Here is a 17,353-nt window from a genome sequence, read left to right as displayed (position 1 = left end):
GGACGCGGGATGGAGCAGCCTGGTAGCTCGTCGGGCTCATAACCCGAAGGTCGTCAGTTCAAATCTGGCTCCCGCAACCAATTCTTAAGTTAGAATTAAAACAGCTTGGCTTTCCTACTCAATGTAGGTCATTCGGACGCGGGATGGAGCAGCCTGGTAGCTCGTCGGGCTCATAACCCGAAGGTCGTCAGTTCAAATCTGGCTCCCGCAACCAATTCTTAAGTTAGAATTAAAACAGCTTGGCTTTCCTACTCAATGTAGGTCATTCGGACGCGGGATGGAGCAGCCTGGTAGCTCGTCGGGCTCATAACCCGAAGGTCGTCAGTTCAAATCTGGCTCCCGCAACCAACTCTTCTAAAGAGAACCAAACCCTTCAGGCCTTCCTAGTTTCTTATAATAACAAGTAACAAATCAATATAGTGCTGAGCATGCGATAAAAACTCGTCAGTTCACTCTCTTCAAAAATAGCGACTCCCGCAACCAATTTTTCTAAAGAGAACTAAAACCTTCAGGCCTTCCTAGTTTCTTATAATAACAATTAACAAATCAATATAGTGCTGAGCATGCGATAAAAACTCGTCAGTTCACTCTCTTCAAAAATAGCGGCTCCCGAAACCAATTCTTCTAAAGAGAACTAAAATCTTTAGGCCTTCCTAGTTTCTTACAATAACAATTAACAAATCAATATAGTGCTGAGCATGCGATAAAAACTCGTCAGTTCACTCTCTTGAAAAATAGCGGCTCACGCAACCAACTTACATGTCAAAAAACATATCAAAAACCAATGTTGTCGAATATTAGATATCAGCTAAGTGTGGCAATGCCGTGAAGGCCCCTTTTTTCTGACATGTAAACGCACCGCAGTTGGCACCAAATAACACCGCAGAAGAAACGTGTTCACGTTGCTCAATAATTTCATATAATGAATCTATATTTTCATCATCTCCCACAGATTTGACGAGCGAAAATAGAAAACCTGAAATAAAGCTATCACCTGCTCCAGTAGTATCAACGGGAGCTATTTTAGGTACTTCAAGCATTATAGAAAAACTAGCGCAAGTTACTTGTACAGGGTTTGGACCATCAGTGATAACAATAAGTTTAGCACCAAGAAGTAGTAATTGTTGCACATAAAAATTAGCATCAACTTGCTTTATTTTTGCTAAGTATTCAGCTTCGTCTTTACTCAACTTGACTACATCGCTTGCTTCGATACATGCTTCGACTCGGGACAGTAATAGGGATAAGTCTTGCCAAAGCTGTTGACGTAAATTTACATCAAAGCTAATTAATACGTTATTTCTTTTAGCCTTTCTTATCGCGTAAAGTGTATCGCTGTACATTCGATGGCTTGTTAATGTATTTGAACAAAAATGAAAAAAACCAATATTTTGCCAGTTAATTTTATCAACTTGAGATATGCCATATTGCATGTCGGCAGTATTATGTCGATAGAAATTAAATGTTCTTTCACCATAAGAGTCTAAGCTAACTAATACTAATGCGGTATTTGCGCCTTCTATTCTTTGAACGAAATCAGTATTAACACCTTCATTTTCTAGCGATTTCATAAGCATGCTACCAAAGTTGTCTTCGCTAATACCTCCAGCAAAGTGTGCTGTTCCACCTAACTTAGCAAAGGCTACTGCGACATTGGCAGGCGCACCTCCAGCTAACGGAATATAACTTGAATCATTGACTGACGTTGGCAAAAAATCGACCAACACTTCGCCATAACTGAGTAATGAAAACATAGATCCACCTTGAAAAAAAAGCCCATATAAAATGGGCTTGTTCATACTGTACTGTTATTTACGTTGTTAATGACAAATTAAAAGTCATATTTAAGCGTAATACTACTTGTTCTGCCGTTAATCGTTCTTGCTCTGATAATATCATTCGCAGGAATGTTACCTTCTTCAGCTTCTGTTATACCAGTAGTGTCAAATAGGTTATTAACATTTAAAGCTATGCTAAATGTGTCTGAAAGGTAATATTGAGCGAAGGCATTTACTTGTGTGTAGCCATCAAATTTAAGGATATCGTCTGCACTTTGATCTCCACCATCTTGCGCATAAGCTTCTGAGGTACCTATTAAGCTTAGGCCAGCAGAGCCTTGTTCAAAGTTATAGCGGGTAGTTAGTGAATATACAAAGTCAGCTTGTCTTCTTGGTGTATTTCCCACTGAGGCTGCATTTACACCATCTTTGGTAATTTCTGCATCAGTCCAAGTAACATTACCTCGAATGTCAAAATCACCGATGTAATAAGCACTTTCTAACTCAAGACCATATGATTCATATACACGGTCAAAGAATTTTTGGCTTGTTGCTTCAAAATTTTGTTCTTGTGTTTCAGCAAAGAAAGCCGTCGCAAATACCGATAGTTTATCTTGGCGAAACTTAATACCAGCTTCGAACTGATCAACTTCATCAACAGCATCTTCATCGGCTACTGAGCCATCAGCTGCAATTTTGCCAAAAGCTAAACGGTCAGCATTAGCGGTACCGCCATGACTTAGTCGGCCAAAAACAGCTAAATCGTCATTGACAATGTAGTTAACACCAACTGAGTAAGATGTGTAACTCCAATCATAATTAACAATAGAAGCCGCACTATTGTTTACTGAAGATACACTCATTTCAGGCACTGATATTTCGCCGTCTCTGTTCATGTCTATTTCAGATTGCACTGCACCAGCATATGTACCTGTGGCTTCACCACTGTCATGACGAACACTTGCATCGATAGTAAAATCACCAAAAACTGAGTTAATGGCAATATAAGGTGCTGTTACATCATATTGAAGGTCATAGTTACGCGTACAACAGTTGTCCCACGCTGGAACTCCATAAGCAATTAAACCACTATCAGAAAAGCTTGTACCGTCAGCCGCTGCAACATTAACAAGTGCTGCGTTGTCGCCTTTAACTTCTGATAAATAAGAATTCCAAAGCCATGATTGCTCGATATTTTGTAATGACTTGTAATAACCAAAAGTAATGTTGGTATCACCAATAGTTTTTAAGATTTTTAAGTCATTAACCATAAAATCTAAGTTGCTCATTTCAACATCAAAGGTATGAATACGCATTAAGTTAGCGCCAGTATAAGCACTACCTTGTTGGGGCCCATTAGCATAAGTCAATTGCGCGCCGCTACCCGCTATGCTATCAGCAAGTGTTTGGCTATCTTGAATGCTTTCTGGAAATGGCGAGGTGAAACTGCCTTTCGTGCTTGACGTTCTAAATCTATTTTCAATCGACCAGTCATTACCTAAGTCAAATACAGCCTCTAAACCAACAGAGTCAACTGTTGGGTTCATACCATCACGCATATCTGCACGACGAAGATTACCATCACCATCAGTGCTTAATATTGAGGTAAAGTATGCTGAATGAGGCGTATCATATGAAGGGTCGAAACTACCCACCGACTTGCCATTTGAACTAGCTGGCATGGGCAAGTAAGCAATGGTTTTATCATCCAAATGCTTGTAATAAAGTCTCACGTAACCTTTATCAAATTCTTTCGTAATATTAGCTTTAATTTGTCCGCCTTTATTACCAGTGTAACCCGCTTCCCTTGGGCCTTCGCCTTGACGATAAAAGCCACCAAGATGGAAATACATGCTGTCGTTTAGCTCACCGCCAAACTCAAAATCTGTACGGGTATGATCGTAATCTAAACCAATAGTTGTCGCTATGCTGCCAGAATCAGACTCACCTGTTTTACTAATAATATTAATGATGCCGCCCGGAGCATTTGTGGCGAGAGTAGAAGCGGAACCACCCCGAATTGATTCGATTGATGACATTGTGCTATCGAGTCTAAGAAAAATATCGGCATTACCAAAGGCTATGTCACCAAATTGTAAAATAGGTAATCCATCTTCTTGTAATTGTAAAAATTTTGCGCCCCCAGCTGCCACAGGAAGACCACGTACAGCAATATTTGCGTTACCTTCACCACCAGAAGACTCAGAGCGAATACCTGGGATTGATCTAAAAGCTTCAGCTGAACTTCTTGGTGTTGTTACTTCAATTTGATCAGCAGACAAGCTACTTACTGATACACTTGATGCCATAACAGTAGAGCCTTTACCTGCAGCACCTGTTATAACTATTCGTTCAAAATCTAAGCCCTTTTTTTCTACTGCGGCTTCATCGGTTATTTCTGCGGCACTTAAGCTTGAGCATATAGCTAAAGTTAATGTGCTCAATAGTAATTTTTTATATGTGAACTGTTGCATTTGGTCACCCCATGTCGCTTTTATAGTATGTTTTTAATTATTAAAATAGTTATGTTTGATACTGCAATCAACTTAATCGATTAAGATTAATTATTATTTAAAATATGATTACTTTGCAAGCACTTTTTAAATTTAATGAATTTATTCTTATTATTTATTGATAACTAAGATGATTTTAGATAGAACAACTAGCAGCTATTGCTAGTATATTAGCTGTAGATAAATTTTGAATAGCTATACGCCGTAACTCAGTATTTGCCTGGTGAGCTTATTCCAATAAAGTGCTTCTGCTATACCAGCTTATTGATTGCTTAAGCTGTTAACGAATAAAGGGCTTAAGTAAATTTTCACTTATGCCCTTTATATTAAATAGCTTAGCTGCGACGCTCAGCTAAATCACATTCAATTTGTGTTAATTGAGCCCGATCAACTTTATAGAAAAGTATTAACACGGCTCCCAGCAAAAAGAATACGGCGGGCAATATGTTAAACATATAACGAATACCTTCAATTGATTCAGGTGTTTGGGTTTGATTAGCAACAAAGCCAAATGCAGCAAGAATAAAACCCGGTAATGCACCACCTACCGCTGAGCCAAACTTCAATGAAAACATAGAAGCTGACACCGTTAAACCTGCGCTATTGTTACCTGTTTTCCATTCTCCGTACTCTACACAATCTGTATACATGGTGAATAACAAGGTAATTGCAATACCAAAGGTAATAATCCCTAGGGTGTGTACTATAGTCGTAAGTGCGACATTATCTGGTGAGATTGTAAAACCAAAAAACAATAATATTGCATGGGAAAAATTAGTAACAAACATTAATTTATGTTTCTCAAAGCGTGCGACTAGCATAGGGGTAATAAGAGCACCAAATAGCTGACCTAGTAAACCACATGAAATAATAAATGTGGTCTGGTCCATCCACAAAAACACATTACTTCCGTCGTCATTCATATAGTATTTTGTGTAATAAGCGATTGACGCAAAACGTGCAACTAAACCAACTACAACAAAAACCCCAGTGCCAACCAGTATCAGCCAAGACTTGTTCTTCAGTAAGGTCGACAGATCATCTTTAATACTAGCCTCATGCTTTTTAGGCATTACTCTTTCTCTGGTGACTGCAAAAGTAAACCAAAAAACAGCAATGGAAAGCACTGCAAATAAAATGATAGTTAAGCGAAAGCCAAGTAGTTCATCGCCAGCACCTAAAAACTCAACTAAAGGCTTAGCGGAGGCTCCAACCACTAACGACCCTATGGAGGCAAAAATAAATCTAAATTGTGCTGCCTTAGTCCGTTCGCCTGATTCAGGATGAATAACTGCCATGAGCCCAGAATAAGGAACATTAATCGCGGTATATGCGAGCATGACCAATGAATAAGATACATAGGCAAAAATTAATTTACCTGTGCTGCCAAGTTCAGGACCTAAGAATAAAAGGTAACCAAGCAATGCATAAGGGATGGCCATCCAAAGCAAGTAAGGTCGGTACTTGCCCCACTTAGAGGTTGTGCGATCTGCAAGTAAGCCCATAGCAGGATCACTAACGGCATCAATTACTTTAGTCACCAATAACATGGTTGCTGCCGCAGCAGCAGAAATACCGTACACATCCGTGTAATAATAAAGCAGGAACAGCGCAAAGAACCCCATATAGAAGTTTGAAGCCATATCCCCCATGCCATAACCTACCTTTTCTTTAAAAGATAATGGCTCCGTATTAAATTTTGTTGTCATAATTATAATTCCCCAAACTAAACAACACTCTAAATAAAGGTTAACCACACAGTTAACGCTTTAAAGTGTATATTTGACCCTGCAATACGATTAATTATTATTGTTGATGTTTTTTTAAGTTAATTAAGCCACCATTTTAAAGCGTTTTATTAAAATAATAGCTAAAAAATTAACATCTTATTCAATGCGTATTCAATTCTTATTGTCTTAACAACTTAAAGAGTAAAAATTATTCTTGATTAAAGTTGCATAGTATATAAACATAAGGCTTAATCGATTAAGATGCAACTTAAAATTAAATGGTAAAGTTATGAAAAATAATGTTCAGCTAATCACCTACATTGATAGGTTAACCGGTTCAGATACTAAAACATTACACAATATTTTAAATGATCAACTGGCAGATTTATTCTCTGGCATTCATTTATTACCATTTTATTACCCTATTGACGGAAGTGACGCAGGTTTCGACCCGATAGAGCACACCCAAGTTGACAGCCGATTAGGTAATTGGAGCGATATAAAAGCATTAGGTGAAGGACATGAGTTAATGGCTGACCTTATCGTTAATCATATGTCGGCTAAGTCTAAGGAGTTTCAAAATGTATTACAGTATGGTAAAGAGTCTCCATATTGGGATCTGTTTTTAACAAAAGACAAAGTGTTCCCTAACGGCTTAAGTAAGAGTGATACAGACAAAATATACCGCCCTAGACCAGGCAGTTGCTTTACCAACTTTGCGTTACCCAATAATGAAAGTGCCGACTTTTGGACAACGTTTACTGATAATCAAATAGATATAGATATTACATCGAACAAAGGTAAAGAATATTTAAATCGTATTTTAAAAACATTTTCTGAAAATAATATTAAGATGATCCGCTTAGATGCGGCGGGTTATGCGCTTAAAAAAGCAGGAACCAGTTGCTTTATGCTAGATGAAACGTTTCAGTTCATTGATGAGCTAAGTAAAGCCGCAAATGATTTAGGCATTGAAACACTAGTAGAAATTCACTCTTATTATCAAACTCAAATTGAAATTGCACAGCGCGTTGATCGAGTTTATGACTTTGCTTTACCGCCTTTAGTGTTACATAGCATTTTTACTAAAGACTTTACTGCACTAACAAAATGGTTAAATATTTCACCCCAAAATTGTATTACCGTGTTAGATACTCACGATGGCATTGGTATCATTGATGTGGGCCCTATGAATGGAAAGCCTGGCCTACTCAATAATGATGAAATTGATAATCTCGTGGAAACTATTCATGTAAACAGCGCTGGTGAAAGCCAAAAAGCAACAGGTGCCGCTGCAAGTAATGTCGATTTATATCAAGTAAATTGTACCTATTACGATGCACTTGGCCAAAGTGACTTTGACTATTTAGTTGCCAGAGCTATTCAGTTTTTTGCACCAGGAACACCACAGGTATATTACGCAGGTTTATTGGCTGAGAAGAATGCCATGGAATTATTAGCAAACTCGAATGTTGGTAGAGATATAAATCGTCCATACCTTGATAGTGCCGATATTGAAGCAGCACTAAAAAAACCATTTACCAAAGCGATGATCGAACTTATTCAATTACGCAATAATTGTGCGGCTTTTAATGGTGATTTTTCGATTGTCAGTGAAAAATCGACATTAAAAATGTCTTGGAAAAATGAAAAACAGAACATTACGTTAGTGGTTGATTTAGTTGAAAATAATTCACATATTGAAATAAATAAAGATAACAGCTCTCGTACTATCAGTTTAAATAACCTGTTAAAGTTGTCTTAAGTAATGATGTATTACATATAATGCCAAATAGATAATAATACAGCGTTTTTTATATCGTAAAATCAGTAGTATACTAATCAACAGCTCAATAGTTGCTGGTTTTTTATTAAAATAACGGTAAAAGGTAAACATGACTAACAAGAAAGTTTGGACGCTTAAAAGTGTTGCTAAAGAACTCGGTGTATCAAATGCCACCGTTTCAAATGCATTTAATAGACCTGACCAACTCTCCAAAAATAAACGCATTGATATTCTTGAGTCGTGCAAAAAACTGGGATATTCAGGTCCAAATAAAGCAGCCCAATCGTTAAGAAAAGGTCAGTTTAATATTGTAGCTTTGGTGTTGCCAGACAGCCTTGAATATATGGTAACAGACCCGGTAGCAAGTGACTTTGTGAAAGGGGTTTCGTCGGTTTTAGAGAAAAATAAAGTTCACTTACTTTTGTTTTCAGGTATCTCAGATAACATTAATACTGTTGCTGATTTTGTTGATGGCTTTATTTGTTATGGCTCACCTAGAAACCCTGAATTAATAGAACAGCTAAAAGTAACCTCGAAAAAAGTTGTCACTGCCGATTTTGATATAGACCGTAATGCCTCTGTTGGAATAGACAATGAAAAAGCGGCTTATGAGATTGCAAAACTGGCCATTAAATCAACTGATGATGAAGTTGCTATTTTAGGCTTAAGGCTACTAGAGTCTGATCTAACGTGTCGTGTATATGAATTACCTACGACGAGTAATGCCTTGTGTTCTATCTCTCATCAACGTTTAAATGGTTACAGACAAGCACTTAAAGATTCGAATGTTAATTTAAGATCGGATCGTGTATGGAACCTTCCTAAAAGTAACCATCACTTTGCATTAATTGCGGCTAGAGAAGCGCTAACATCAACCCCCCGTCCTAATGTTTTACTTTGTATGAGTGATATTATTGCCTTGGCGGCAGTTAAAGAAATTCATGCAATGGGTCTTAAGATACCTGAAGATATTAGAGTGGTTGGCTTTGACGGCATTGATGAGGCTTTACGCTCAACACTACCCATAACTACTGTGCATCAAAATAGTGAAGAAAAAGGCATTAAAGCTGCTGAACTATTTATTAATAGAGCTACTAACTCAGTTGTAATTTCTTATCACATAGAACATGGTGAAAGTTGCTGATCGGCTATTTATTACTCCGCCTTTGATGTTGTGAATTAAAGCGGTAGTCTCGCGCTAATTTTATAATTTGAGATATGAACGTTATTGCTAGGTTAATTGTCTGTGATCTTCCCCCGATAAAACGGACACATTTATTTTCACGCAGCCAGTGTTTCATATTCAACTGGCGAACAGACCCTGTAACACATTTTGTGTAATTGCCAAGCGTTGCACGCAACTGCCCATCTGTTTTATAAACATTACCACGAATCACTTCCGTCTTCATTGAATGAAAAAATGATTCCATATGCGCATTATCAGTACACTTTCCTGCGCGACTTAAGCTATGTGTTATATCATGTCGCTGTAATACTTTTTGATACACTTGCCCACGATATTCAACGCCTCTATCAGTATGAAGCATTAAATCTCCAGACGGTTTTCGCTTTTTAAGCGCATTTTGTAATGTCCGTTTCGTTACGTGTGCTGTTCTATTTTGATCTAAACTCCAGCTAATAATACGCCGTGAATATAAATCCATTATTACCGACAAATAACGCCAGACTCCTTTGACTTTTAAATACGTCACGTCAGCAACCCAAACTTTATCTACGGCTAATGGGACATCACCATCAGGACGCAAGTTATCGCCTGTCGCCAGATAACGTTTTAAACCAGCCGAACGTGTTGTTACTTTCATGACTCTAGCAACCAGCCCAAGCCCACGGTACAAGCGTTCAACGCGTTTCTTACCGATATTATATCCTTGCTTTTGTAACGCCTTAAAAATACGAGGACTGCCATATCGACCTTTATGCTCAGAGAATAGGTGAAGAATTTTTTGTTTCAATTCACTATCGACTATCGCCCTTTTACTCGGTTGTCGTTCTCGCCAATCATAATATCCACTTTTAGACACACCAAAGAAATCTAATAATTTAACAACTTTTATGTCTGCTCTGAGCTTTTCAATGAATCGATATCGGCCTGATGTTCCTCGGCAAGAAACCGTTGCCACTTTTTTAGAATGTACAACTCCTCCTTAAGCTGCTTATTCTCTCGTTCAAGTTTTTGTTCTTTAGTCAGTACTTTTTTTATTTTAGATTGACCAGCTACTTTTTTACGTTTATCAGCCACAATGATTCCTTCACGATATTCTTTTCGCCATCGTGACAGCATAAATGGGTGTATGTCGAGCTTTTCAGCGACTGATTTAATGGTAACGCCAACAACATAACTTAGTTGAACAGCATTAACTTTGAATTCATTTGAGTACTTCCAAGTTCGTCTTGGATTGTTGTATTTTGGCATGAGACACCTCATCTTAGTTAGATTTTGGTGTCCGTTTTAGAGGGGGAAGATCATTATCCTTGTTTAACAGCTTGTTAGGTTGTTTTTTGCACCACTTTTTTTGCATGATTTAGTAAAAATAAAACCAGTAATCCAAACAATAAATAAAGAAAAGTAAGATCTTTATAACCATTGTTCCAATGCCATTGGTTACCCTCTGGTGTATATAAGTTGAACATAATTCCAGAGAGCGTAAATATTATCAGTGACACTTTAAAAGACAACAGAAAAATTTTCGATAAGAAAAATGTGAGTAAAGCGCAAGCTATGCCCAAAATAGAAAAATGAAACCACATAGTACTAATATATTCTGCGTTAACATCTGAACCGAATTGAGGTAAATAAGTAGCATACCCGTAAATCATAATCAATTGGTCGAATATTAGGCAAACTATAAATAGAACCAAAACTTTCAGCGTGTAAAATGCCGACATAATCACCTAGACATAATGACTCCCCACGAGGTACTAGCCTCCAAATTCGTGGGTCAGTAAAACCAGAGCCATAATTAGTGTGTTAAACAACTAAAACTGGAGGCTAGCATGAGTAAAGATAACATAGTTTTTATTGGATTAGATACCCATAAAGAAACCTGTGGGGTCAGGTTCGTTGAAAGTAGTCTCAATTGAATAAACAGAATTATGAATTAGACTTTATATACCCAAAGAATGTAAAGGAATACAAAATGGCTCGTCTACCTCGACTATCCATCGTTGGCTGTCCTCAGCACATAATTCAACGAGGCAATAATCGCCAAGCGTGTTTCTTTGCTGAGCAGGATTACACCGTTTATTTAGATAAACTCAAAGATTCCGCTACTAAGCATAATGTTTCCATTCATGCATTTGTTCTAATGACTAACCATGTTCATTTATTAATGACAGCTCCTTCGGTTGATGGCATCAGTCAAGTTATGCAAAATTTAGGAAGATATTACGTAAGGTATGTAAATCAAACCTATCAGCGAACAGGAACATTGTGGGAAGGTCGTTTTAAATCGACGTTAGTAGACACTGAAAGTTACCTATTAACTCTATATCGTTACATCGAATTGAACCCTGTTAGAGCTAGGATGGTTGAACATCCGGCTGCGTATCCATGGTCAAGTTATCAAGGTAATGCGGGCGATAGCAATATTGCACTACTGACACCCCACCCTTTGTATTTGGCATTAGGAAATACTCAAGCGGAAAGAAAGTCTGCTTACCAAAGCCTTTTTCTTTCACATCTATCTGAAAATACAATTCAGGCTATTCGCGATGCAACAAATAAGGCATGGGCGTTAGGTGATGATTCGTTTATTGAACAGGTTGCTAATACCTTATCTAGAAGAGCCAAGCCACTACCACAAGGCGGTGATAGGAGATCTAAAGCGTTCAACTCATCCAAACCTAAGTGACTTTTATTTTTCAGCGAACCTGACCCCGCAGGTTGTGACCCCGCAGGTTGTTAAACTTTGCAATGACAGTGATACAATGGGTAATTACATCAACTAAGTTACCAAACCTGCCGTTCATATAACTAAATTGGCGTAACTTTTTTGCCCATAGTTGACGTAACTATATAAAAATAATATTGTATCGAATCTATCAAGGACTGCTTTAAAATCGTCTTTATTTTATTAACATTCACGGATGATAGATGATGTAAAGCTAACATTGAAGTGGACAAATCATATTTGTTAGCGCTTTTGTGTTTAACTACTATATAGTAGCACCCAGTTAAATTCAGCTATGCAGATTTATAACAAATAAAAAAATACTAATGGAGTAGACATGCGATTAAATCCCCTATTATCAAAGCTTTTCGCTAGCTTAGCTGTTGTAAGTTTTCTCTCTGCCTGTGGCGGTGGTAGTGAGAAAAAAGAAGAGACTACAGAAGAACTATTTACCTTAACTATTTCGGGGCCTGACTCTGTATATTCGTGGCAACCCATTGATGTTTCCGTTATTTCTAACAAGCCTGAAGCAGAGTACTTTTGCCAATGGTCTTACGATCGATTGACGTGGTTTAGACCTTCAAATAATGAGTGTTCTTATACTCCAAAGGAAGTAACAGAAAATACAGTCATAACTGTAGAAGTAAATGCCTTTTACCAAGGCGAAGAAATTACTTTTGAGCAAGATATTGATATTAACTATCAATATCATTTAAACCATAATCAAAGAGTTGTCGCTAACAACGTGTTGCTAGTACAAAATCAAATGATTAATCTAGCGGATACTAGCTTTGATTTAGCTGAAAAAATAGCTGACTCTCCTGAAAATCAAACTCTAGGCTGTGGAGCAGAAGGTAATTATCAGGTTAGTTTTTATGATAATAACACTGATCTTATTGTTTCCAGTGGTGATGAAATACATGTCGACTTTCAATCTTGTTTTTTAAAGTCGATGGATGCGATGGTAAATGGCCAACTGGACATTAATATCGGTCAAGTTTCAGAAACAGGACAACCAGATGAAATTGAAGTAACACTTACTGATTTAGCTATTAATGTTGGCAGCTTTTATCAAGTTGAAGAGATAATTGCTAGTGGAAAGCTTGCTGGTGCCAGATCACGCACTGACATACAAACCATAACACGTTTAAATAGCACTGAATTAGATTTCGATTCTGCAGATAAGCAGCCATTACATATAACGGATGTGGCTACTGAGAAAATTGAAAACTACGAGACAGCTCAAATTCAATTACAACTGTCGGGTAATATTGAGCAAAAATCAACCTCTGCTTTTTATTCAGTAGCATACCTATCACCTCTAAATGCTCCTTTTGGTGCTTTCCCAACTTCAGGGGAGATAATAATTACGAATACAGAAAATATTGACGATGTTTTGTTAATTAATACTACCGATTCATATATGCATGGACAGGTATTTCAACTTGTTGATAATGGGCAAGAGGCGATAATCCTTAACGCAGAACATTATAATGGCAATGCAACTTATCAGTTATCTGCTCTTGACGAAATTTACATTAAAAATTATCAAGAACAAGATCTCCGTCTGCTAGGCATAAACTCACCAAAAGATGACTTTGAAGTAATGGATTCTTTTACCTTTATATTATCTCAGCCAATAAGTTCGATAGAAGGTCAAATGCATTTTGCAAATATGACGAATGGGTTTCATCAGACATCAGGGGCGACTGTGTTTAGTGGTTCAAAAATAACGGGAACACCCAATGAACTTTTACAGGCAGCTAGTGAATACAGTATCAGCTTACCCGCTATTACCAGCCAAACAGGCGCAAGTAAACGCGCCTTTGGTTTGTCCAAAAACGTTCTCATATCGAACAATATTGTGCCTGTGATTTCTCTTTCACAAGGGTATTTTAGTGAGTTGAGTACACCAGTTTTGTCTGCCAGACAAAGTGCATTTAAGAAAGGTACAGAATTTAGTTACTTGTGGCAGACTACTGATAATCTTAACGTGATTTTTGACACAGAAAATGCGGTTGAAACAGAAATTCAAATAGGCTCAGACGTAAACCAAGATATTAATTTACAACTTACTATTACCAATGATCTTGGAAATCGGGCCATTACAGAAAAGCCACTTAGATACCTTGATATTAATGCTTCTTACATGCTGATTATAGGGTCCCAGGAAAGTTATGTCGCGGAGGGAGAATCATGGCCACTTAATGATAAAGATGGCGAATTTACTTTATCGACTAAACCATATGAAGAAGCAGAAAAAACTCGCTCCTTCATATCTGTAAATTATCAGGGGCTTGATAGTTGGGACTTAAAAGTAGAGGCACCAACAGGGACTAACTTAACAATTGGTAGATATGAAGGTGCTACCCGATACCCGTTTCAGAATGAAGATGTGGCTGGCTTGTCTTTTGGTGGTCAACATCGTGGCTGTAACATTAGTTTCAGTGATTTTGAAATCTATGAAATAGCATTTGACAGTGATATGAATTTGACCAAACTAGCACTAGATTTTGATCTTGCATGCGAACAATCGGGTAGAGAGCGACTTCAGGGCACCGTTAGAATTAACTCAGGCTACCCTATGGTTTTAAACTAACCTGATAAAACCACAAAGTTTCTGATTTTTTTGTCAGAAACTTTGTAGTGATCATACCTTAACTATTATTAATTATTAGAAAATATAGCAATACAAGTAACCCGCTCCGATGGCCATGGATAATATTATTGTTAGAAATGCGATGATCATTTGGTTTTTGAATATCGATTTTAATAATATCACTTCGGTTAAACTAGCCCCTGCACTGCCTATTATTAACGCCATATCAGCCCCAAGGCCCATACCTTTTGCCGCCAAAGCTGCACTTAAAGGGATGACTGTTTCAGCCCTAATATATAAAGGGATACCGATCACTGCTGCAATTGGCACAGCAAAGGGGGTATTTTCGCTCGCTACTTTAGCTATAAACTCTGTTGGCATAAATCCGTAAATCACTGAGCCTAATGCGATACCGCCGATTAAATACGGTAAAACACTTTTAAAATCTGACCATGTACTCAGCCAAATTTTAGTCCATTGACTCACCGGTTTGCTATTGCTAGCACATCCGCTTGAACAGCTCTTTTTTCAGGAGCAATGTAGGCTTTAGGTTTAATGTATTTTTCAAAGCCTAATTTTTCTAATAAATAACCGGCAATAATTGAAACACTCATAGCAACAGTAAAATAGAATATCGTTACTTTTAAGCCAAAGGTTACGGCGAATAAGCCAATAATGATCGGATTAAGTAACGGGCTAGCAAATAAAAATACCATCATAGTGCCAAAACCGGCTTTCGCCCTAAGTAACCCTTTCAAAAAGGTATAGTTGAGCAAGAGAAAAAAGGGGTAATTGCCCCAAGAAACCCAGCAATAATATAGCCTTTACCGTTCTTGCTACTCAGTATATTTTGTATTTTACTTGGCGGAATATACTGCTGCAGCACTCCAACAATGTAACTAATAAGCAAAAATAATACAGTTAGCTCTACCGCTAAAAAAGCAAACATATTTAAAGTATCAAATACCATTTTCTGTTTAATAATCATTTTAACAATCCATCAGTTCCGTATTTCTCGTTTTGTCGAATTACATGGTTGCAGCTTTTCATGTCAACATATTTCCAGTAATACCGAATTATATATAAATTTGATCTATTAAGAGAAAGCAGCGTGGATATAGAAATTATTGCCAAAGCGTTTAAAGAATTAGGCCACACACGATTAGCCATTTTTAAACGCTTAGTAAAATCAGGCGAACAAGGAATAGCTGTGGGTATAGTGCAGGAAGAATTACAAATTCCAGGTTCAACATTATCCCACCATATTTCAAGCTTGGCTTCTGCCGGTTTAATTAAACAACGCCGTGAAGGACGGGTACTTTATTGTGTAGTAGAATATGAAAAACTACTTTCTGTCATTGCATTTCTGCAAGATGAATGCTGTATTGATGAGCAATAAGCCTTTTTTAAAAGCTGTCATTTGAGTGAGTAGAGTAAACTCGCTAACGTTTGCTTTGAAGTGTTAAAGATACAATCGACTTACCAACCACTTTAATGGTTGTTTTGGTTATTTCTACATGTTGATGAGTGTATAGCTGTAGCAGAAGCGATGGATATTATTGGTGACACTCAATACAACGTTTCTCGTAATTTAAAAATGCTCTACAAAGCAGGATTACTAAATCACCAAAAAAAAGGTAAATGGGTATTTTATACGTTGCAAGAGCAGAATACTCCTCATTGCGAAGCGTTAATTAATTCGGTGCGTTTTTACCAGTTTAAAAAATAAATGGCTGTTACATGTCTACCACTTAACAAGAAATAGCATGCAAATAGATGTTGAAAAATATATCAAATATTACAATGCTGACCGACTGCATACGACACTAAATGATATGTCGCCGATTGAGTTCGAAAATGTAAAAGAAAAGTGTGCGTCATGACTTGATCAGATCATCATAAAAACGAAATATTGAAATGTCCACTTTCGTATCTTACAAGACAAAAACTTCACTCAGACTCATTTGATGATTGCTAATCTCAAACATTATACGCAGTCACAAATGCATCACTATCAATACAAACCGAATACATTTTTCAAGTAAGCAATATCAATTAATTGAACTGGCCGTAAATGCACTTCTCCTTGAGCTAAGCCGATAAGATTAAAATTACTTTTCTTAACTCTACCCGAAAATACAATAACGGTAAGCATCATCTATAAACATCGCATACAAATTACAAATTTATCTATATAAAAGGCAAAACACAGCTTAAGATAAGGTAATATAAGGCCAAACTTTACAAAAAGCTGAATAGCTAAGAACTTAGAGATTATTTTTTGATGAGCGAAAACTTTACTCACATTAATGCCGACGGTAATGCTCATATGGTTGATGTTACTGAAAAAAATATCACCGAGCGCACCGCAATTGCCAGAGCCTATATTGAAATGTCATCAACAACATTAGCGATGATTGTTCAAGGTAAGCACCACAAAGGTGATGTATTTGCTACCGCAAGAATTGCAGGGATTATGGCGGCTAAAAAAACCAGTGAGCTTATCCCGCTTTGCCATCCACTCATGCTAACTAAAATAGAAGTCGATATAGTGGCACAACCTGAGCAAAACCGTGTCGAGATCACCGCGCTTTGCAAGCTTTCAGGTAAAACCGGCGTAGAGATGGAGGCATTGACCGCAGCCTCAACCGCCGCTTTAACTATTTATGACATGTGCAAAGCCGTACAAAAAGACATGATTATCACTAATATTCACCTCTGTGAAAAACATGGCGGAAAATCGGGTAGCTACTTACACGATGTTGAAACCAAATAAAGGAGTTAGCAATGATAAAAGTATTATTTTTTGCTCGCTTACGTGAACAGTTATCAACAGATAGTTTACAGATACAACTAAGCGACAATATGACCACAGATACCATTCGACAACAATTAGCTGAAACTGACACCTTGTGGGCAAAAGTTATGAGCGCAGACAATTTACTTGTTGCTGTTAATCAGGAGGTTACTGATTGGACACAACAGATAAATGATGGCGATGAAGTCGCATTTTTCCCTCCTGTAACGGGAGGTTAA

At 37.4% G+C, this 17,353-nt stretch carries 11 protein-coding genes, 3 tRNA genes and 3 pseudogenes; 12 read left to right on the top strand and 5 right to left on the bottom strand.

All coding sequences use genetic code 11. From position 1 onward, the window contains the following. The first annotated feature begins 3 nt into the window (after positions 1–3). The 3 genes from B0169_RS04835 (at position 4) to B0169_RS04825 (ending at position 348) form a co-directional block, all read left to right on the top strand. Positions 4–80 (top strand) — tRNA-Met (locus tag B0169_RS04835). 57 nt (positions 81–137) lie between these two features. Next, a tRNA-Met gene (locus B0169_RS04830) sits at positions 138–214 on the top strand. 57 nt (positions 215–271) lie between these two features. After that, positions 272–348: transfer RNA gene (locus B0169_RS04825), tRNA-Met, on the top strand. 449 nt (positions 349–797) lie between these two features. Here B0169_RS04825 and B0169_RS04820 read toward each other — a convergent pair. The 3 genes from B0169_RS04820 to B0169_RS04810 form a co-directional block, all read right to left on the bottom strand. Further along, positions 798–1,754 (bottom strand): carbohydrate kinase family protein, encoded by a 957-nt coding sequence (locus tag B0169_RS04820; protein ID WP_077284815.1) that lies wholly within the window; start codon positions 1,752–1,754, stop codon positions 798–800. Positions 1,755–1,831: 77 nt separating this feature from the next. Continuing rightward, positions 1,832–4,252 carry a TonB-dependent receptor domain-containing protein gene (locus B0169_RS04815; RefSeq protein WP_077284814.1) on the bottom strand — a complete coding sequence of 807 codons (2,421 nt, stop codon included), beginning with the start codon at positions 4,250–4,252 and terminating at the stop codon, positions 1,832–1,834. Between the two features lie 374 nt (positions 4,253–4,626). Continuing rightward, positions 4,627–6,000, bottom strand: coding sequence for an MFS transporter (locus B0169_RS04810; RefSeq protein WP_143323470.1), 1,374 nt, complete (start codon positions 5,998–6,000; stop codon positions 4,627–4,629). A 310-nt stretch (positions 6,001–6,310) separates the two neighbouring features. On the opposite strand from B0169_RS04810, the gene gtfA reads away from it, so the two are divergent. Then, positions 6,311–7,786, top strand: coding sequence for a sucrose phosphorylase (gene gtfA / locus B0169_RS04805; RefSeq protein ID WP_077284813.1), 1,476 nt, complete (start codon positions 6,311–6,313; stop codon positions 7,784–7,786). Positions 7,787–7,916: 130 nt separating this feature from the next. Further along, positions 7,917–8,951 carry a LacI family DNA-binding transcriptional regulator gene (locus B0169_RS04800; RefSeq protein ID WP_077284812.1) on the top strand — a complete coding sequence of 345 codons (1,035 nt, stop codon included), beginning with the start codon at positions 7,917–7,919 and terminating at the stop codon, positions 8,949–8,951. Between the two features lie 137 nt (positions 8,952–9,088). Here the strand turns inward: B0169_RS04800 and B0169_RS04795 are convergent. Beyond that, positions 9,089–10,241 (bottom strand): annotated as a pseudogene (locus B0169_RS04795) (IS3 family transposase). Between the two features lie 724 nt (positions 10,242–10,965). Here B0169_RS04795 and B0169_RS04785 point away from each other — a divergent pair. Continuing rightward, positions 10,966–11,679, top strand: coding sequence for a transposase (locus tag B0169_RS04785; RefSeq protein ID WP_077284810.1), 714 nt, complete (start codon positions 10,966–10,968; stop codon positions 11,677–11,679). A 376-nt stretch (positions 11,680–12,055) separates the two neighbouring features. Beyond that, positions 12,056–14,317, top strand: a complete 2,262-nt coding sequence (locus B0169_RS04780) for a hypothetical protein (RefSeq protein WP_077284809.1) — start codon at positions 12,056–12,058, stop codon at positions 14,315–14,317. Between the two features lie 75 nt (positions 14,318–14,392). Here the strand turns inward: B0169_RS04780 and B0169_RS04775 are convergent. Then, positions 14,393–15,305 (bottom strand): annotated as a pseudogene (locus tag B0169_RS04775) (permease). A 123-nt stretch (positions 15,306–15,428) separates the two neighbouring features. Between B0169_RS04775 and B0169_RS04770 the strand changes: the two are divergent. The 5 genes and pseudogenes from B0169_RS04770 (at position 15,429) to moaD (ending at position 17,353) form a co-directional block, all read left to right on the top strand. Next, positions 15,429–15,716 carry an ArsR/SmtB family transcription factor gene (locus tag B0169_RS04770; protein WP_077284808.1) on the top strand — a complete coding sequence of 96 codons (288 nt, stop codon included), beginning with the start codon at positions 15,429–15,431 and terminating at the stop codon, positions 15,714–15,716. A gap of 99 nt (positions 15,717–15,815) precedes the next feature. Further along, positions 15,816–16,046, top strand: coding sequence for a helix-turn-helix domain-containing protein (locus B0169_RS04765; protein ID WP_328589006.1), 231 nt, complete (start codon positions 15,816–15,818; stop codon positions 16,044–16,046). Continuing rightward, a pseudogene (locus B0169_RS19725) lies at positions 16,027–16,200 on the top strand (IS3 family transposase); the annotation flags it as partial. The gene B0169_RS04765 and the pseudogene B0169_RS19725, both read left to right, overlap by 20 nt. A 401-nt stretch (positions 16,201–16,601) precedes the next feature. Continuing rightward, entirely contained in the window at positions 16,602–17,093 is a 492-nt protein-coding gene (gene moaC / locus B0169_RS04755) for a cyclic pyranopterin monophosphate synthase MoaC (protein ID WP_077284806.1), read from the top strand. 11 nt (positions 17,094–17,104) lie between these two features. Continuing rightward, positions 17,105–17,353: a molybdopterin converting factor subunit 1 gene (moaD, locus tag B0169_RS04750; RefSeq protein ID WP_077284805.1), complete on the top strand. Its 249-nt coding sequence runs from the start codon at positions 17,105–17,107 to the stop codon at positions 17,351–17,353.

The sequence above is a fragment of the Cognaticolwellia aestuarii genome, assembly GCF_002000025.1.
Lineage (GTDB): Bacteria > Pseudomonadota > Gammaproteobacteria > Enterobacterales > Alteromonadaceae > Cognaticolwellia > Cognaticolwellia aestuarii.
Note: the sequence above shows the minus strand (reverse complement) of the source record. Positions and strands in the feature narration are given on the sequence as shown.